Annotated in this window: 16 protein-coding genes and 1 tRNA gene; 14 read left to right on the top strand and 3 right to left on the bottom strand. The window is 70.0% G+C overall.

The window, feature by feature from the left end:
• Positions 1–76: 76 nt before the first annotated feature.
• From ACYQ1L_RS13910 to ACYQ1L_RS13895, 4 genes are all read left to right on the top strand, one after another.
• Entirely contained in the window at positions 77–1,090 is a 1,014-nt protein-coding gene (locus ACYQ1L_RS13910; RefSeq protein WP_159575401.1) for a LacI family DNA-binding transcriptional regulator, read from the top strand.
• 166 nt (positions 1,091–1,256) lie between these two features.
• Entirely contained in the window at positions 1,257–2,777 is a 1,521-nt protein-coding gene (gene mmsA, locus ACYQ1L_RS13905) for a multiple monosaccharide ABC transporter ATP-binding protein (protein ID WP_460005829.1), read from the top strand.
• A gap of 58 nt (positions 2,778–2,835) precedes the next feature.
• Positions 2,836–4,161: a multiple monosaccharide ABC transporter permease gene (mmsB, locus tag ACYQ1L_RS13900; protein ID WP_460004670.1), complete on the top strand. Its 1,326-nt coding sequence runs from the start codon at positions 2,836–2,838 to the stop codon at positions 4,159–4,161.
• Positions 4,162–4,237: 76 nt separating this feature from the next.
• Positions 4,238–5,356: a substrate-binding domain-containing protein gene (locus tag ACYQ1L_RS13895; protein WP_460004669.1), complete on the top strand. Its 1,119-nt coding sequence runs from the start codon at positions 4,238–4,240 to the stop codon at positions 5,354–5,356.
• Positions 5,357–5,434: 78 nt separating this feature from the next.
• On the opposite strand, the gene ACYQ1L_RS13890 is transcribed toward ACYQ1L_RS13895, so the two are convergent.
• Positions 5,435–6,640: a hypothetical protein gene (locus ACYQ1L_RS13890; protein ID WP_460004668.1), complete on the bottom strand. Its 1,206-nt coding sequence runs from the start codon at positions 6,638–6,640 to the stop codon at positions 5,435–5,437.
• Between the two features lie 159 nt (positions 6,641–6,799).
• Between ACYQ1L_RS13890 and eno the strand changes: the two genes are divergently transcribed.
• The 7 genes from eno (at position 6,800) to ACYQ1L_RS13855 (ending at position 13,873) form a co-directional block, all read left to right on the top strand.
• Positions 6,800–8,080 carry a phosphopyruvate hydratase gene (gene eno, locus ACYQ1L_RS13885; RefSeq protein WP_460004667.1) on the top strand — a complete coding sequence of 427 codons (1,281 nt, stop codon included), beginning with the start codon at positions 6,800–6,802 and terminating at the stop codon, positions 8,078–8,080.
• Positions 8,081–8,133: 53 nt separating this feature from the next.
• Entirely contained in the window at positions 8,134–8,664 is a 531-nt protein-coding gene (locus ACYQ1L_RS13880) for an FtsB family cell division protein (RefSeq protein WP_460004666.1), read from the top strand.
• A 34-nt stretch (positions 8,665–8,698) separates the two neighbouring features.
• Entirely contained in the window at positions 8,699–9,220 is a 522-nt protein-coding gene (locus tag ACYQ1L_RS13875; RefSeq protein WP_460004665.1) for a DUF501 domain-containing protein, read from the top strand.
• A 10-nt stretch (positions 9,221–9,230) separates the two neighbouring features.
• Complete coding sequence (locus ACYQ1L_RS13870) at positions 9,231–10,535, top strand: S8 family serine peptidase (RefSeq protein ID WP_460004664.1); 1,305 nt, start codon at positions 9,231–9,233, stop codon at positions 10,533–10,535.
• Between the two features lie 17 nt (positions 10,536–10,552).
• Complete coding sequence (locus ACYQ1L_RS13865; RefSeq protein WP_460004663.1) at positions 10,553–12,016, top strand: NAD(P)/FAD-dependent oxidoreductase; 1,464 nt, start codon at positions 10,553–10,555, stop codon at positions 12,014–12,016.
• Between the two features lie 131 nt (positions 12,017–12,147).
• On the top strand, positions 12,148–13,518 hold the full coding sequence (gene gad, locus ACYQ1L_RS13860; RefSeq protein ID WP_460004662.1) for a glutamate decarboxylase: 1,371 nt from the start codon (positions 12,148–12,150) through the stop codon (positions 13,516–13,518).
• Positions 13,519–13,579: 61 nt separating this feature from the next.
• Positions 13,580–13,873 carry a YciI family protein gene (locus ACYQ1L_RS13855; RefSeq protein WP_460004661.1) on the top strand — a complete coding sequence of 98 codons (294 nt, stop codon included), beginning with the start codon at positions 13,580–13,582 and terminating at the stop codon, positions 13,871–13,873.
• A gap of 151 nt (positions 13,874–14,024) precedes the next feature.
• On the opposite strand, the gene ACYQ1L_RS13850 is transcribed toward ACYQ1L_RS13855, so the two are convergent.
• Positions 14,025–14,097: transfer RNA gene (locus tag ACYQ1L_RS13850), tRNA-Leu, on the bottom strand.
• Between the two features lie 65 nt (positions 14,098–14,162).
• Here ACYQ1L_RS13850 and ACYQ1L_RS13845 point away from each other — a divergent pair.
• From ACYQ1L_RS13845 to ACYQ1L_RS13835, 3 genes are all read left to right on the top strand, one after another.
• Positions 14,163–15,413 (top strand): alanine racemase, encoded by a 1,251-nt coding sequence (locus ACYQ1L_RS13845; RefSeq protein WP_460004660.1) that lies wholly within the window; start codon positions 14,163–14,165, stop codon positions 15,411–15,413.
• The gene (locus ACYQ1L_RS13840; RefSeq protein WP_460004659.1) at positions 15,410–16,723 is read left to right on the top strand and encodes a D-arabinono-1,4-lactone oxidase; all 1,314 of its coding nucleotides are present in this window, start codon (positions 15,410–15,412) and stop codon (positions 16,721–16,723) included. Before ACYQ1L_RS13845 ends, ACYQ1L_RS13840 begins: the two co-directional genes overlap by 4 nt.
• Positions 16,724–16,804: 81 nt before the next feature.
• Positions 16,805–17,383 carry a LemA family protein gene (locus ACYQ1L_RS13835; RefSeq protein ID WP_460004658.1) on the top strand — a complete coding sequence of 193 codons (579 nt, stop codon included), beginning with the start codon at positions 16,805–16,807 and terminating at the stop codon, positions 17,381–17,383.
• A gap of 28 nt (positions 17,384–17,411) precedes the next feature.
• On the opposite strand, the gene ACYQ1L_RS13830 is transcribed toward ACYQ1L_RS13835, so the two are convergent.
• Positions 17,412–18,728, bottom strand: coding sequence for a winged helix-turn-helix domain-containing protein (locus tag ACYQ1L_RS13830; RefSeq protein ID WP_460004657.1), 1,317 nt, complete (start codon positions 18,726–18,728; stop codon positions 17,412–17,414).
• Positions 18,729–18,780: the final 52 nt, after the last annotated feature.

Below are 18,780 nucleotides of genomic sequence, written 5' to 3'. Positions count from 1 at the left end.
ATCGCGAGCGCGCGTCGCCGACTCGGACGCATAATGGGTAGCATTCATGTGACCGTGCACATCGAGGAGGCTCTGCATGTCGACCTCCGCCGAGCGTGCCCGGATGCCGAGCATCCGCGACGTGGCCCGTCTGGCCGGCGTCTCGCACCAGACCGTCTCCCGGGTGCTCAACGATCACCCCAGCATCCGGCCGGAGACCAAGGAGCGCGTCCTCGATGCGATCCGCGTGCTGGACTACCGGCCGAACGTGGCCGCGCGCGCGCTCGCCACGAGCAGGTCCAACACCCTCGGCATCCTCTCCGCCACGACGGGGGAGTTCGGTCCGACGTCCTCCATCGCCGCGATCGAGGACGCAGCGCGGGCCGAGGGCTACTCCGTGAGCACCCTCAACCTCCCAGACACGACGCCCGAGGCGATCGGCGCGGCCGTGCGGCAGCTGGTGCGCGAGTCGGTCGACGGCATCGTCGTGCTCGCCCCGCAGGTGCGCGTGTTCAACGTGCTGCGCGGGATGGCGGTGTCCGTGCCGTTCGTCAGTCTGCAGACCGCCTCGGGCTCCGACGGCTTCAGCCACTCCGCGGATCAGCTGGCGGGCGCGCGCATGATCACCGAGTACCTCATCCGGCTCGGGCACAGTGACATCCTGCACCTTGCCGGCCCGCAGGACTGGATCGAGGCCGAATCGCGGATGCGCGGCTACCTCGACGCGATGCGCGACGCCGACCTGCCCACCATCCCGCCGATCCGCGGTGACTGGACCGCCGACTTCGGCTGGTTCGCCGGCCAGGAGCTGGCCCGGCGGCGCGACTTCACCGCCGTGTTCGCGGCGAACGACCTCATGGCGATCGGCCTGATGCACGGCTTCCGGGACGCGGGCCTGCGGGTCCCGATCGACGTGAGCGTGGTCGGCTTCGACGACATCCCGGTCGCCGCGCACGTGGCTCCTCCGTTGACCACCGTGCACCAGGACTTCGCGGAACTCGGCCGCCGCGCGGTGCGGATCCTGCTGGCTCAGCTGCGCGGCGAGCCCGTGCCCGAGTTCGGACCGGTCGTGCCCGTGCTCTGCGGACGCGAATCCGCCGCGTCACGGTAAGGACACGAAATCGGCTCCGGCACTTGACACGGCCGGAGCGCGCGGGCACGATGTAACCCGATGTGAACGGTAACATTGAAACCGTCACATCAACCGGACCTGGTATCGAAGGAGATCCGTGAGCGAGACGACGACGCTGCCCACTGTGGCCGGACCGATCCTCGAGATGCGCAGCATCACGAAGGAGTTCCCGGGCGTGAAGGCCCTCTCCGACGTGTCGATCACCGTTCGCAGCGGCGAAGTGCACGCCATCTGCGGCGAGAACGGCGCCGGCAAGTCGACCCTGATGAAGGTGCTGTCCGGGGTGTACCCGTACGGCAGCTACGACGGCGAGATCCTGCTCTACGGGCAGGAGCAGCGCTTCAAGGACATCGCGGCCAGCGAGCACGCCGGCATCGTGATCATCCATCAGGAGCTCGCGCTGATCCCCGAGCTCTCCATCACCGAGAACATCTTCCTCGGCAACGAGATCCGCAACGGCGTCGCGATCGACTGGGCCGCGCAGAAGGCGCGGACGATCGAGCTGCTGGCCCGCGTCGGCCTCCGGGAGGACCCGGACGTCGCGATCAAGCACCTCGGCGTCGGCAAGCAGCAGCTCATCGAGATCGCCAAGGCGCTCAACAAGGACGTCAAGCTCCTCATCCTCGACGAGCCGACGGCAGCCCTCAACGAGAACGACTCGCAGCACCTGCTCGATCTGATCCTGGGTCTGAAGGCCAAGGGGATCACGTCGATCATCATCAGCCACAAGCTCAACGAGATCGAGCAGATCGCCGACGAGATCACGATCATCCGCGACGGCCGCACGGTCGAGACGCTCGACGTCAGCCGCGGCGAGATCAACGAGGACCGCATCATCCGCGGCATGGTCGGCCGTTCGCTGGAGAGCCGCTACCCGGACCGGACCCCGGAGATCGGCGACGTGTTCTTCGAGGTCAAGGACTGGTGGGTGCGCCACCCGAGCGTGTCCGAGCGCATGGTCGTCAAGGGGTCGAGCATCGAGGTGCGCCGCGGCGAGGTCGTCGGCATCGCGGGCCTCATGGGTGCGGGCCGCACCGAGTTCGCGATGAGCATCTTCGGGCGCTCCTACGGGCAGTTCCTCTCCGGCACCATCATCAAGGACGGCCAGGAGATCACCCTCCCCGACGTGAAGAGCGCGATCAAGCACGGCCTCGCCTACGTCAGCGAGGATCGCAAGGTGCTCGGCCTCAACCTGCTCGACTCGATCAAGCGCTCGATCGTGTCGGCGAAGCTGTCCAAGATCGCCCGGCGCGGCGTCGTCAACAGCATCGAGGAGACGCAGATCTCGGAGCGCTACCGCAAGTCGCTGCGCATCAAGACGCCCACCGTCGACCAGGTCGTCGGCACCCTCTCCGGCGGCAACCAGCAGAAGGTCGTCCTGGCGAAGTGGATGTTCACGGATCCGGATCTGCTCATCCTGGACGAGCCGACCCGCGGCATCGACGTGGGAGCGAAGTACGAGATCTACGGCATCATCAACGAGCTCGCGGCCCAGGGCAAGGGCGTGATCGTGATCTCCAGCGAGCTGCCCGAGCTGCTCGGCATGTCCGACCGCATCTACACCGTCTTCGAGGGACGCGTCACCGACTGCCTCCCCGCATCAGAAGCCACCCCGGAGGCGCTCATGCGCAGCATGACCTCCCTGACACAGAAAGCATCCGCATGAAGATGACCCAGCGCCTCCTGACCTCAATGCAGATTTCACGGACCCAGAAAGCATCCGCATGAGCACCACGACGACGACGTCGACCGACGACACCGGCTTCCACTTCCGCGACATCACCAAGATGATGGGCGGCGGTCAGTCCACCCTGCGCCAGTTCGGCATCCTCGGATCCCTGGTCGTGATCATCATCATCTTCCAGATCTGGACGGGCGGGCTGACCCTGTCGCCCGGCAACCTCATCAACGTCGTCAACCAGTACTCGTACATCCTGATCCTGGCGATCGGCATGGTGATGGTCATCATCATGGGGCACATCGACCTCTCGGTCGGATCCGTCGCCGCGTTCGTCGGCATCGTGGTCGCCAAATCCATGGCGGACTGGCACTTCCCCTGGTGGGCGGCGGTCCTGCTCGGCCTCGGACTCGGCGTGCTGGTGGGCGCATGGCAGGGCTTCTGGGTCGCGTTCGTCGGAGTTCCCGCGTTCATCGTGACCCTGGCGGGCATGCTCTTCTTCCGCGGTGCGAACCAGTGGGTGGGACAGTCCACGTCCGTCGCCGTGCCGGCCGACTTCCAGTACATCGGCGCCGGCTACCTTCCCGAGCTGCCGATCGCGCTGCCCTTCAACTTCCTGACCATGCTGCTGGCCGTGCTCGCCGCGCTGTGGGTCGTCGGTTTCGAGGTCTACCTGCGCCGCTCGCAGCGCAAGGCGGGCACCGAGCCGGCCCCGGCGTGGGTGAGCGCTGTCAAGGTCGTGATCCTCGCGGCTCTGATCCTCGTCGCCGGTTACCAGTTCGCGACCGGCCGCGTCGGCACGAGCTTCCCGATCTCCGGCATCGTGCTGCTGATCCTCGTGATCGTGTACACGTTCGTCACCCGCAACACCGTGTTCGGCCGTCACCTCTACGCGGTCGGCGGCAACCGGCAGGCCGCGCGCCTGAGCGGCGTGAAGGACCGCTGGACCGACTTCTTCGTGATGATGAACATGTCGGTGCTGGCCTCGGTCGCCGCGATGATCTACGTCGCCCGCGCCACCGCCTCCGGCCCTCAGGACGGCAACGGCTGGGAGCTCGACGCGATCGCATCGGTGTTCATCGGCGGCGCGGCCGTCTCCGGCGGCATCGGCACCGTGATCGGATCCATCATCGGTGGTCTGGTCATGGCCTTCCTCAACAACGGCATGGCGCTGCTCGGCGCCGGCGCCGACGTCGTGGCGATGGTCAAGGGACTCGTGCTCCTGCTCGCCGTGGCGGTCGACGTCTGGAACAAGCAGCAGGGGCGGCCGTCGCTGACCGGCTTCATCACCCGCCGGTTCTCCCGCAAGGAGGAGCAGTTCCCCACGTCCGCGCCGGCCAGCACCACAGCTGTCCGCGACGCGGTCAAGTAAGAGAGGTCCGGGTCGCTCGCGCGGCACGATCCTGCATTCACCTGAGATGCACACACCAACACAGAAAGAGATCCCAATGAAGAAGATCCTCCTTTCGGCGACTGCGCTCGTCGTCGCTGGTGCCTTCGCGCTCACCGGCTGCTCGTCCGGCGACCGTGGCGGCAGCCCGGCGGCCAGCGGCGGCTCTGCGAAGGGCTTCGCGGCCGACGCCAAGATCGGCGTGGCGCTGCCCGACAAGACCAGCGAGAACTGGGTGCTGGCGGGCAAGCTGTTCACCGACGGCCTGACCAAGGCGGGCTTCAAGCCCGACGTGCAGTACGCACCGGCCAGCAACACCGTCGCCGAGCAGCAGAACCAGATCCAGGCGATGGTCACGGGTGGTGCGAAGGTCATCATCATCGGCGCGAAGGACGGCAAGCAGCTGTCCACCCAGGTGAAGGCCGCCCATGACGCCGGCGCGACCGTCATCGCCTACGACCGCCTGATCGAGAACACCGACGCCGTCGACTACTACGTCGCGTTCGACAACTTCAAGGTCGGCCAGCTGCAGGGCCAGGCCCTGCTCGACGGTCTCGCCAAGCGCGCCGGCCACCCGGCCCCGTACAACATCGAGCTGTTCTCCGGCTCGGCGGACGACGCGAACTCGGCGGTCTTCTTCAAGGGCGCGATGGACGTGCTCGAGCCGAAGATCAAGGACGGCACGCTGAAGGTGCTCTCGGGCCAGACCGAGATCACCCAGACCGCGACCGACGGCTGGAAGGCGGAGAACGCGCAGCGCCGCATGGACGCGATCCTGACGGCGAACTACAGCAACGCGACGCTCGACGGCGTGCTCTCGCCGAACGACACGCTGGCCCGCGCCATCATCACGTCGGCGCAGCAGGCCGGCAAGCCGGTCCCGGTCGTCACCGGCCAGGACTCCGAGGTCGAGTCGGTCAAGTCGATCATGGAGGGTGTGCAGTACTCCACGATCAACAAGGACACCACGCTGCTCGTCGCTCAGGCGATCAAGATGGTGCAGGAGCTGCAGAAGGGTGACAAGGCCGACGTCAACGACACCAAGTCGTACAACAACGGCGTCAAGGTCGTCCCCGCGTACCTGCTCGCGCCGGTCATCGTGACGAAGGAGAACGCCGCCGAGGCCTACGCCAACGTCCCGAACCTGCTCGACATCGTGAAGTCCTACAACAAGTAAGACGCGCATCAGAGGGGCCGCGCGCAGAGCGCGCGGCCCCTTCGCGTGCCCTGCGTCGCCCGGCGAGCGCGCGCCCGCTCAGGACGAACGCGTCCGGCGTCCGCGAAGACGACGCCGCGCCGCACCGGCGGCCGCCCTGCCCGCGCGCAGGGCGCGCAGCGCCGCGGCACGCGGGCGGGCCGAGGCGCCCCAGCGCCATCCCATCGCGTCGCCGAAGCCGACGAGCTCGATGTCGTTGGGCTCCTCCGAGGCCAGGAGCTCGACGTAGTAGTCCGAGCGGCGCTCGAGATAGGGCTCCCACCGGAACACGGCGGGCACGAAGGCGTCCAGCTCGCCGGCGATGTCGAGCGTGAGCATTGTGCGCATGCACTTCCAGCAGCGCGAGCAGTTCGTCGGCCGCCGCGGATCCGCATCGACGCAGACATCGAGGTACTGCGCGTACGGCATGCCGACCAGAGCCAGCGTGCGCTCTATGCGGGACCGACCCGAGCCCGTCGACTCGAGGACGAGTGCGGGGGTCGACAGCAGCGGGAAGGTCATCGCGCCGGCGAGCCCGATGTCACCGGCCGGGGGAGGCATGCGCACGTTCCGGTACGTCCCCTCCGACGCGTGATAGGAGCGACCCATCCCGCCGCCCAGAAGGTGCGCGGCTGCTGCATTGCGCAGCGTGACCGTCTCCATGAAGCCCATCTGCGGATAGTGCGCGTCGAGGTTGCTGTCGACGCGGATGAAGGGAAGTCCCAGTTCGGCGGGCACGGGTGCGAGGGCCCGCCATCGGGCCTCCCACAATGCGTCACCGCCGTCCCCGTGCGCTCCGACATTGTTGTTCACCAGGTGGGTGACCCGGAGTCCCTCCGGGATGTCGGTGGCGAGGAAGTACTCCATGAGCGTCGCGAAGCTGTCCACGCCTCCGGAGAACCCGGTCATCACCCCGTGCGGCGGCGGCCCGGCGGGCACTGCGTCATCGGCGGTCACCGCGATGGCCCGATAGTCCGGATGGACCGCCCGCACGAGCGACTGCAGGTCGTGATTGAGCCGATGCAGCAGCGAGTCGGTGACGGTTCCGCCGACATGCAGATCGCGGCCGTACCGCATCGCGGGCAGAAGCAGCGCCACAGCCACGTGGTCGGCGCGTGCGCTGAGCAGATCCTCGTGCTCCGCCCCCACGGAGAACCACAGCGGCGCCGCCCCGTCGACCTCCGAGACAGAGCGCACCCGTCCGCTCTGATCGCGCTCGCGGCGCGGCGGTGCGGCGATCAGCGGGGCAGCGGCGCCCGGGCTCATGCGGAAAGGATATCGGGCACGTGCACCGAAGCCATCAGTCCTCGCTCGTGCTGGAGGCTGCGCTTCATCCTCTGCGGCCGGAGTCGCGCACTGGCTAGACTGGGCGGCGGATCGACGTCGCTCCACCATCCCACTTCCCTCTTCAACAAGGAGCACCCTGTGGCACTGATCGAGGCTGTAGGCGCACGCGAGATTCTCGACTCGCGCGGCAACCCGACCGTCGAGGTGGAGGTGCTCCTCGATGACGGCATCGTTCAGCGCGCCGCCGTCCCCTCCGGTGCGTCCACCGGCGCCTTCGAGGCGTACGAGCTGCGCGACGGCGACAAGAGCCGCTACGGCGGCAAGGGCGTGCTCAAGGCCGTCGAGGCGGTCATCGACGAGCTGGGCCCGGCCGTCGAGGGCGTGGAGGCCAGCGAGCAGCGCATCATCGACGAGATCCTCATCGACGTCGACGGCACCGACAACAAGAGCCGCGTCGGCGCGAACGCGATCCTCGGCGTCAGCCTCGCTGTCGCGAAGGCCGCCGCGGACTCCGCCGATCTGCCGCTGTTCCGCTACTTGGGCGGCCCGAACGCGCATCTGCTGCCGGTTCCGCTGTTCAACGTGATCAACGGCGGATCGCACGCCGACAACGGCATCGACATGCAGGAGTTCTTCCTCGCGCCGATCGGCGCCGACACGTTCTCGGACGCGCTGCGCTGGGGCACCGAGGTGTACCACGTGCTCAAGGGCGAGCTGAAGGCCGCGGGCTTCGCGACCGGCCTCGGCGACGAGGGCGGCTTCGCCCCCGACCTGCCCAGCAACCGCGAGGGACTCGACTTCCTCGTCAAGGCGATCGAGAAGGCCGGCTTCACCCCGGGCAGCGACATCGCCCTGGGCCTCGACGTCGCCGCCACGGAGTTCTTCAACGAGGGCGTGTACCGCCTGGAGAACAAGGACTGGACCGCAGCCGAGCTCACCGACTACTACATCGGCCTCGTGAACGACTACCCGATCGTCACGATCGAGGATGCGCTCGCCGAGGACGACTGGGACAACTGGAAGGCACTCACCGAGGCGCTCGGCACCAAGGTGCAGCTCGTCGGCGACGACCTGTTCGTGACCAACCCGGAGCGTCTGCAGAAGGGCATCGACCTCGGCGTCGCCAACTCGCTGCTCGTCAAGGTGAACCAGATCGGCACCCTCTCCGAGACCCTCGACGCGATCAGCCTGGCGCACCGCTCGGGCTACACCACGATGCTCTCGCACCGCTCCGGCGAGACCGAGGACACCACGATCGCCGACCTCGTCGTCGCCGTGAACTCGGGCCAGATCAAGAGCGGCGCGCCCGCCCGGTCCGAGCGCGTGGCCAAGTACAATCAGCTTCTGCGCATCGAGGAGGAGCTGGGCGACGCCGCGGTCTTCGCCGGTCGCAGCGCCTTCCCGCGTTTCAAGGGCTGATCAGCGTATCCGCTGACGAGCCCGATCGACGGGCTTCGGACGGAGGAGGAGTCATGACCGAACGGCGGACTCCTCCTTCGTCGTCTGCGCGGGCGAACGCGGGATTCTCGTCGGCCGGGCGCGGCGGGCGCGCGGCGCCGGCCCGTGCGGTGGACGTGCGGGGCTGGGTCGGCGGGATCCGATTGAGCGGCTTCATGGTCATCATGCTGTCTCTCGTCGTGCTCGGAGCCTGGGTGCTCGTGCCGACGCTGGGCACCTACCTCGACCAGAGGCAGCGGATCACCGCGCTCGAGCATTCCGTGACCGTGACCCAGAAGCAGATCGACGATCTCACGGCGGAACGGGAACGGTGGAAGGACCCCGCGTACATCACGGCGCAGGCCCGGCAGCGGCTGTTCTACGTCAAGCCGGGCGAAGTGGTCTACCTCATCGACAACGACATCGATCCTGCTGCCCGGCCCGTCGAGCAGGCGAAGATCAGCGACACCGTGCAGGAGAAGTCCTCGGACTGGGCCGGCCAGCTGCTGCGCAGCGTGACCGAGGCCGGGCTCGCCAAGACCGCAGCCGGCTCGGCCGCGCGCTGAGGCTGCGCCGGGTTCGACCCCGTACTCTGGAAGGGTGACCACGCCCCCCTTCGCCCCGCCCACCGACGCCGAGCTCGCGGTCGTCTCCGCGCAGCTCGGCCGCGAGGCCCGCGGAGTCGTCGGCATCGCCGCGCGCTGTGTCTGCGGCAACCCGACGGTCGTGGCGACCCTGCCGCGTCTGTCGGACGGGTCGCCGTTCCCCACCTTCTACTACCTCACGCACCCCGCCGCGGCGGCGGCGATGTCGACCCTCGAGGCCGAGCATGTGATGCCGGAGCTCGCCCTGCTGCTCGACGACGAGAGCATCGCCTCCGCGTACCGGGCGGCGCATCAGGCCTACCTCGCCGACCGCGCCCAGTACGGCGACGTGCCGGAGATCGCCGGGGTCTCGGCGGGAGGCATGCCCACCCGCGTGAAGTGCCTGCACGCGCTGGCCGGACACGCCCTGGCTGCGGGGGAGGGCGTCAACCCCATCGGCGATGAGGCGCTGCGCCGCGCGCGCTGGTCACCCGAGCGCTGCGAGTGCGCCGAGCCCGGAGCCGCCCTGGGACGGTGATCCGAGTCCGATGACCGCGCCTCTCGTCCGCACGCCCCGCGCCCGGCGACTCCGCACCGCCGTCGCGCTGCTCGCGCTCGCCCTCGTCGCGCCCCTGGCGCTCGGGGCGACGCCGACGCCGACTCCGGATCCGGTGCGTGCAGCCGAGTACTGGATCGAGGGCGCCCACATCGACGCCGCGTGGAAGACGACGCGCGGCGCCGGGGTGACGATCGCCGTCATCGACACGGGCATCGCGAACGGTCCCAGCCAGTTCCAGGGCGCGGTCGTGGGCGGCACCGACGTCTCGGGGATCGGATCCGACGACGGCCGCACTCCGCTCGGACCGCTCGACAGCGATCACGGATCCCGGGTCGCCTCCCTCGCGGCCGGGCGGCCGAACCCCGACGGCACGGGCATGATCGGGGTAGCCCCCGAGGCGAAGCTGCTCTCGATCTCCCTGGGGTTCGGCACCACCGCCCCCGTCCCGTTCGCGAAGCAGGTGGCGGACGCGATGCGCTGGGCGGTCGACCACGGCGCGAAGGTGATCAACCTCTCCTTCACCACGAACACGCTGGACTGGGACCGCAGCTGGGACGACGCGTTCCTGTACGCCTTCCAGCACGACGTCGTGGTCGTGGTGGCCGCGGGCAACCGCGGCAGCGGCACGGCGATGGTCGGGGCGCCCGCGACGATCCCCGGCGTCCTCGCCGTCGGAGGCGTGGACCAGCGCGGCGTCGCGAGCCGCGCCGCCTCGACGCAGGGCATCTCGATCGCCGTCTCCGCGCCCAGCGAGTCCCTGCTCGGCATCGACGCAAACGGCACGGTCGAGACCTGGAACGGGACCAGCGGCGCGGCCCCGATCGTGGCGGGCGTGGTCGCTCTCGTGCGCGCGGCGCATCCGGACATGGACGCCGACAACGTGATCAACCAGATCATCCAGACCGCTCGGCGCGCGCCGCAGGCGACCGCTCATCCGGATCCGCTGTACGGCTACGGCCTGATCGACGCCGCCGCGGCGGTGAGCACCGCGCTGCCCGCGGTCGACCAGAACCCGCTCGGGGATCTGTCGGACTGGATCCGCCTGCACCGCCGTGCCGAGGCTCCCGCTCCCGCGCCCGCGACGTCGACACCGGTCGCGATCCCGCCGCTGCCGAAGGCCGACGCCCCGGCCAAGCCCGCTTCGCCGCTGATCCCCAGCGCCGAATCACTGCTGTACGGTACCCTCCCGCTCGTCGCGCTCACGGTGCCTGGTATCCTGATAGCGCTTGGCGTCACCGCTGCTGCCCGGCGCATCCGTTCGGCGCGCACCCAACGCACGCCCAAATCCCGATGACTGAGGAGTAAGCCTCCGTGACTGAGAGCACCGTGGCAAAGAGCGCCGTCGCGCCCAGGATCCTGATCGTGGGCGGCGGCTACGCCGGTTTCTACACCGCGTGGAAGCTCGAGAAGCACCTCCGCAAGGGCGAGGCCGAGGTCACCATGGTCGACCCGCTGCCCTACATGACCTACCAGCCGTTCCTGCCCGAGGTCGCCGCCGGCTCGATCGAGCCGCGGCACGCGGTCGTCGCGCACCGCCGTCACCTCAAGCGCACGAACGTCGTGACCGCGAAGGTGACCGGCATCAACCACGCGGAGAAGGTCGCCACGATCACCCCGGCCGTCGGCGAGCCGTACGAGTTCGCGTACGACCAGATCGTCGTGACCGCGGGCGCCGTCTCGCGCACCTTCCCGATCCCCGGCATCGCGGACAACGCGATCGGGCTCAAGACCATCGAAGAGGCCGTCGCCGTGCGCGACAAGCTGCTGTCGAACTTCGACAAGGCCGCGTCGATCCCCGCCGGCCCGGAGCGGGACCGCCTGCTCACGGTGGTCGTGGTGGGTGGCGGCTTCGCCGGCATCGAGGCCTTCGCCGAGCTGCGCTCGTTCGCCTCGGCGCTCATCGCGAAGTACCCGCAGCTGACGTTCGACGACACGCACTTCCACCTGATCGAGGCGATGGGCCGGATCATGCCCGAGGTCTCGCTGCCGACCAGCGAGTGGGTTCTGAAGGATCTGGCCAAGCGCGGAGCCAACGTCCACCTGGACACGCAGGTGAAGTCGGCGGTCGACGGCAACGTCGAGCTCTCCACCGGCGAGGTCATCCCGTCCGACCTCATCGTCTGGACTGCGGGCGTCATGGCCAACCCGACCGTCGTGCGCGGCGGCGACCTCCCGGTCGAGGAGCGCGGCCGGATCCAGACCCGCGCCGATCTGCGCGTGGGCACCGCCGACGAGATCGTCGAGGGCGCCTGGGCCGCCGGCGACGTCTCGGCCGTCCCCGACCTTTCCGGCGGTGGCGTGGGCGGCATGTGCGTGCCGAACGCGCAGCACGCCGTGCGACAGGCGAAGCGTCTCGCCAAGAACCTCGTCGCAGTGCTGCGCGGCGAGGAGCCGAAGGACTACTTCCACAAGAACCTGGGCGCCGTGGCCGGCCTCGGCCTCTACAACGGCGTGTTCCAGTCGGGCAAGCTCGCGCTCAAGGGCTTCCTGGCGTGGGTCGCCCACCGCGGCTACCACGGCCTCGCGATGCCGTCCTGGGAGCGCAAGTGGCGCGTCCTGTGGGGCTGGTGGAACAACCTGTGGCTCGGCCGCGACATCGTCGGCCTTGAGGCGCTGCAGACGCCGCGCGCGGTGTTCGAGGAGTTCGCCGCCCGCCCGCGTCCGGCCGCGGATGCCGCACCCGCGGCTCCCGCTCCGGCCGCCAAGCCGGCGGAGGCCAAGCCCGCCGCGAAGCGCCCGGCCGCGAAGAAGCCCGCGGAGGCCGCGGCCAAGTAAGGCTCGCTGAGACGCCCCCGGATCCCACTCGTCGGAGTGCGGATCCGGGGGCGTCTCGCGTTCATGGCACGGATCGGTCGTGGTGCTAGGGTGACGCGCACACCTCGAGATCGCACCCCGCCGGAGCCGACATGTCGCAGGAACGCCTCCACGTCAACCCACTGCACCGCCGGCCCGGCTCGGGTCCCTTCGTGGACAAGCATCGGATCCCGGACCGCGGCATGGATCCGCTCACCGCCTATCACGTGGTCAGCGACGAGACCATGCTCGACGGCAATGCGCGTCTCAACCTCGCCACCTTCGTCACCACGTGGATGGACGACGAGGCGCAGCGGCTCTACGCCGAAGCGGTCGACAAGAACATGATCGACAAGGACGAATATCCGCAGACCGCGGCGATCGAGACCTACTGCCAGCGCATGATCGCCGACCTCTGGCACGCGCCTGATCCGGCGGCGGCGCCGGCCACGTCCACGATCGGCTCGAGCGAGGCGTGCATGCTCGCGGGCATCGCGCTCAAGCGGCGTTGGCAGGAGAAGAGGCACGCCGTGGGCGGCGACGCATCGCGGCCCAATCTGGTGATGTCCAGCGCCGTCCAGGTGTGCTGGGAGAAGTTCTGCAACTACTTCGAGGTGGAGCCGCGGTTCGTGCCGGTGAGCGCCGAGCATCCGGCGCTGGACGGCGCACTGCTCGACGGGTACGTGGACGAGAACACGATCGGCGTGGTCGCGATCCTCGGCGTCACCTACACGGGCGCCTACGAACCGGTGGCCGAGATCGCCGAGGCGCTCGACCGCATCGCGGCCGACCGCGGACATGATGTGCCGATCCACGTGGATGCGGCGTCAGGCGGAATGGTGGCGCCGTTCCTGGATCCGGATCTCGCATGGGACTTCCGCGTCGGAAGGGTCGCGTCGATCAACACCTCGGGTCACAAGTACGGGCTGGTATACCCCGGCCTGGGCTGGGTCGTCTGGCGCGACGCCCCTGCTCTGCCAGAGTCGATGGTGTTCCGGGTCAGCTATCTGGGCGGCGACATGCCGACCCTCGCCTTGAACTTCTCGCGCCCGGGAGCCCAGGTCCTTCTGCAGTTCTATCTGTTCCTGCGACTCGGGCGGGAGGGGTACGCCGAGGTCCAGGGCACCTCGCGCGCGGTCGCGCGCTTCCTGGCCGACGGCATCGGCGGTCTCGAGCCGTTCGAGCTCATCAGCGATGGATCCACGATCCCCGTGTTCGCCTGGCGCCTCGTCGACGGGCACACCGCGAACTGGACTCTCTACGACCTGTCCGATCGTCTCCGCATGCGCGGGTGGCTGGTGCCCGCCTACCCGCTGCCGGCAGATCTGGAGCAGATCACGGTGCAGCGCATCGTGATCCGCAACGGCGTCACGATGGATCTGGCGGAATCCCTGCTGGCCACGATCCGTGAGGAGGTCGCGTATCTCGACGCTCTGACGTCACCGCTGCCCGATCGCGTGCTCGGCTCGTGGTTCCGGCACTGATCCGGCTGCGGTCGTGGCGGGGCGGAGCGCGCACCGGCTCGGGCGGCGCTACCATCCGTCTGTGGACTGTGTCGTGCTGTACCGACTGCGAGACGGCGTGGACCGCGCGCAGGTGCTCGAGGTGTTCCCCCGCCATCAGGCGTACTACCGGGCCTTCCACGAGGCGGGCGGCGGACTCGTCGCGCTCGGGCCGTTCGCGACGCCGGATCCGGAGGTGGGGTCCATCGGCGTGTTCTCGACGCGGGGCGAGGCCGAGCGATTCGTCGCCGCGGACCCGTTCGTGACGGAGGGTCTCGCGGATCCGCGGATCCTGGACTGGAACGCGGTGTGGCTCGACAGCCGCCCCGGCGCGTGACCGGGTGCCCCCGCTGGGATTCGAACCGCACCATCCGGCTCTCCACCCGCCGCTGCGCGGCGCGCAGAGCCTCGGCCGGATGGGCCCGGCCCGGGTCCTCGCCCGGCACGGCCACCTTCGGCCGCACCGCCTCCGGCGGCACAGCCGAAGGTGCCCCCGCTGGGATTCGAACCCAGACTGAAGCGATTTTAAGTCGCCTGCCTCTGCCGTTGGGCTACGGGGGCCTGCTCCGAGCCTAGCGAGCGCGGCGCCCTGCGCGATGTTGACTCCGAGCCAATAGGGTGGACTCGTGCTCGAGCTCATCGCCGATCAGGGCAGCGTCGCCGCCCCCACCCGTCGTCGCGCCCAGCCCTGGCATGACCCGGCGCGGTGGTGGACCCGGCTCACCGAGGCCACTGCGCATCTGCCCGCGCCGGTCGCGGTGATCGATCTCGAGGCACTGCGCTTCAACGCGATGGACATGGTGGTCCGCACCGGCGGACTGCCGATCCGCATCGCGACGAAGTCCGTGCGCGTGCGCGAGGTCATCGACGCCGCCCTGCGGGTGCCCGGCTACCGCGGACTGCTCGCCTTTACCCTCGCGGAGGCCCTCTGGCTCGCGGAGGACCACGATGACATCGTCCTGGCCTACCCGACGGCCGACCGGCCGGGTCTGCAGCGCCTGCTCGCGGACGAGCGCGCCTGTGCACGGATCACGCTCGTGGTCGACGACGAGTCGCAGCTCGACCTCATCGACGCGGTCGCCGCTCCCGCCCGCCGCCCGCGGGTGCGCATCGCGGTCGACGCCGACGCGTCCTGGCGCGCCCCGGGCATCGGCCACATCGGCGTCTTCCGCTCACCGCTGCACACCCCCGAGGAGGTGGCGCGCTTCGCGCGGCGCGCCGCCGAGCGGGACGGCTTCCAGCTCGTCGGCCTGCAGATGTACGAGGCGCAGATCGCTGGTCAGGGCGACGACACCGGCAGCGGCGACACCGTGATCCGCACGGTGCAGGCGCAGTCCCGTCAGGAGCTGCGGGAGCGGCGCGCCCGCATCGTCGAGGCCGTGCAGGCGATCGCGCCGCTCGAGTTCGTCACCGGCGGCGGCACAGGATCGCTCGAGTACACCGGATCCGATCCGGCCCTCACCGAGATCACGGCGGGCAGCGGCCTGCTCGCGGGGCACCTGTTCGACGGCTACCGCTCGTTCCACCCCGCCCCGGCCAGCGCCTTCGCGTTCGACGTGGTGCGCCGACCGGCGCCCGACATCGCGACGATCCTGGGCGGCGGCTGGATCGCGTCCGGGCCCGCCGTCGCGTCGCGGCAGCCGCGTCCGGTGTGGCCGCAGGGCCTGCAGACCGCGCCGCGCGAGGCCGCGGGCGAGGTGCAGACCCCGCTGCGCGGCGATGCCGCTCGCTCGCTCCGCGTCGGGGACCGCGTCTGGCTGCGGCACGCGAAGAGCGGCGAGCCGGCTGAGCGGATCCTCGGCTACCACCTCGTCGACGGTGACCGCGTCGTCGCCGAACTGCCCACGTATCGCGGCGAAGGGAAGGCATTCCTGTGACACGACCGGGGGAGACCTGGCACAACTGGGGCCGCTCGGCCTCCATTCGGCCGCTCCGCGTAGAGCGTCCGCGCTCTCCGGAGGGTGTGCAGCGCGCGGTGCTGGCCGCTGCCGCGCACGGGCTCCGGGTCAAGGCGGTCGGCGCCGGCCACAGCTTCACCGGCGTGGCGGTGGCACCCGACGTGCTGCTCGAGCTCGACGATCTGCAGGGCTTGGTGTCGGTCGACGAGGCGCGGGGCCGGGTCACTCTGCTCGCAGGCACGCGCCTGCACCGCATCCCCGCGCTGCTCGCCCCGTTCGGACTCGCGATGGAGAACCTCGGCGACATCGACCGCCAGTCCATCTCCGGCGCGATCTCCACAGGCACGCACGGCACCGGTGCCGCCTTCCGCGGCCTCGCCGCGCAGGTCGTCGGGGCGACGCTGATCACCGCCGCCGGCGAGTTCCTGCGGGTCGACGAGGCGGAGAACGCGGAGCTGCTGCCGGCGATCGCGCTGGGACTCGGCGCACTGGGGATCCTGGTCGAGGTCACACTGCAGTGCGTGCCCGCGTTCGTCATGCACGCCGTGGACGCGCCCGCGCCGCTGGACGAGGTGCTCGAGACGGTGCACGAGCGCGTCGCGGAGGCCGACCACTTCGAGTTCTACTGGTTCCCGCACACGGACGTCGCCCTCACCAAGACGACGGAGCGGCTGCCGGAGTCGGCGGTGCGACGGCCGCTGCCGAAGGTGGGGAAGTGGATCGACGAGACCCTGCTCTCGAATGGCGTCTACCGCGTGGTGTGCGCTGCGGGCGTCGCCGTGCCGGCGATCACCCCGCCGTTCAGCCGGCTGGCGGTGAAGCTCACGGGCGACCGGGAATACACGGATCTGTCGCACCGCGTGCTCACGCAGAGCCGCACCGTGCGCTTCCGCGAGATGGAGTACGCCCTGCCGCAGGATCAGATCGTGCCGGTGTTCCGCGCCGTGCAGGCGCTCATCGCGAAGCGCGGATGGCGCATCGAGTTCCCGATCGAGGTGCGCTTCGCCGCCGCCGACGACCGCTGGCTCTCCACGGCGCACGAGCGCGCATCCGCGTACATCGCGCTGCACCGGTACTGGCGGCACGACCCCCGCGAGTACTTCGATGCGGTCGAGGCGATCTGCCTCGCGCACGGCGGGCGTCCGCACTGGGGCAAGCTGCACTCGCTCGACGCGGAGCGTCTCCGCGAGCGCTATCCGCGGTTCGAGGAGTTCGTCGCACTGCGGGATCGGATGGACCCGGAACGCCGTTTCGGCAACCGGTATCTCGAGCGCGTCCTCGGCGCCTGACCGTTCGCTGGCAGCCCGGCGCGCACGGAGGATGCCGGGATAGGATGGGCCGAAACCGCGTCTGCTAGGGGGTCGTCGTCCGTGGATGTTCTTGTTCCAGTCCTCGTCGTCGTCGGAGTGATCGTCGTTCTGATCGTCGCCGTCGGCATCTATCTGTGGGCTACGTACAACTCGCTCGTGCAGTTGGGGGTCCGCGTCGACGAGGCGTGGAGCGACATCACCGTGCAGCTCAAGCGACGAGCGGATCTGATCCCGAACCTCATCGACACGGTGAAGGGCTATGCGGCCCACGAGAAGGCCGTGTTCGAGAACGTCACACGTGCCCGCGCGGAGACGCTGTCCGCCTCCACACCGGGCGAGGCGGGCGCGGCGGAAGGGCACCTGCAGCAGGCACTGAAGAGCCTGTTCGCCGTGGCGGAGGCCTACCCGCAGCTGCAGGCGAGCCAGAACTTCCTGCAGCTGCAGTCGGCCCTGGTCGACACCGAGGACAAGATCCAGGCCTCCCGCCGGTTCTACAACGGCGGCGTGCGCGAGTTGAACACCAAGATCAAGGTGTTCCCGAACAACCTGTTCGCCCGCAACCTCGGCTTCACCGAGCGGGAGTTCTTCGAAGCGGCGGACGGCGCGGCGATCGCTGAGCCTCCCCGCGTCCAGTTCTGACACGTCCTTCGTCTCGCCTTCGGCTCGCTCAGGAACCGACCCCGAGCGGCACCAGATCCGTGCGTCCCACGTCGTGCCGCTGCACGCGCTCCGGGTGTGCGTCCAGCGCCGCGGCGAGCACGCCGGACGCGTCGCCCCAGGCGGACACGGAGACCTGCTCCAGGCCCTGCCACGCGGCCGCGATGCGGAGCTCGGCGGCGATGCGCTCCACATCGGCCGCGGGCCGCGCCTGCGGCTCCCACCACGCCGACTGCACGCGCAGCGTCCCGCTCGCACGGTCGGCCTTCAGATCCACGCGTGCGGAGATGCGGTCGCCGACGAGCACCGGCAGGGAGTAGTAGCCGTAGCGCCGCTTCTCGGCCGGCGTGTAGATCTCGATGCGGTAGTCGAGCGCGAACGCGCGCAGCGCCCGATCGCGGAACCACACCACCGGGTCGAAGGGCGTGAGGATCGCGGTCGCGTCGATGCGGCGGGGGAGGGCCGCCTCGGCATGGCGCCAGGCCGGCACGGGTCGGCCGCCGCGCTCCCAGCCGCGCACCCGCACCGGCTCCAGCTCGCCGCGCTCGACCAGATCCTCGATCGCCGAGAGGACCAGCGCCCGGTCCTTGATGCGGTAGTAGTCCGCGATGTCGGCGGCCGTCGCGACGCCGTGAGCCCGCGCGGCGCGGCGCACGAGCTCGCCGACCGCCGTGGCGCGGTCCAGGTCGCGTCCGAGCACGTCGACCGGCACCACGTCCTCGGCGAGGGCGTAGCGGCGCTCGAAGCCGTCGCGCCCCGCGATCGCCACATCGCCGATCCGCCACAGGTACTCCAGGGCGTGCTTGACCTCGTCCCACTCCCACCAGCCGCCACGGCCGCCGGGCGCGTCGCCGCGGATCTCCGCGGGGCGGGACGGGCCCCGATCGCGCAGCTCTGCGCGCACCCAGTCCAGCGTGCGCGCCGACGAGCTCTGTCCCCAGAACGCGCCCCGCTTGGCGCGGAACGCGTCGCGGCGGAAGCCCCACAGCGGCCAGTCCTCGACCGGCAGGAACGTGGCCTCATGAGCGAGGTACTCGGTGTAGCGCCCGGAACGCGACGCGCTCGGACGGGACAGGAAGGCGCGCTCCAGCATCGCCGGGTCGTACGCACCCAGGCGGGAGAACAGCGGCAGGTAGTGCGACCGGGCGAACACGTTCACGGAGTCGATCTGCAGCACGCCCATGCGGGCCATCGCGCTGTGCAGATGCCGCACTCCCGGTGATGCCGGGCGCCGGCGGGAGAAGCCCTGCGCCGCGAGCGCGATCCGCCGCGCCTCGCCGGCGCTCAACGTGTCGACGGGGGAGGGCGCGGCCGGAGAACGTGTCACGTCGGCCAGCGTAACGACCGCCGCCGACATCGCCTCCCTCGGGCGCCGGGCG

Source organism: Microbacterium xylanilyticum (assembly GCF_054654695.1).
This window is presented reverse-complemented; position numbering and strand designations above follow the sequence as displayed.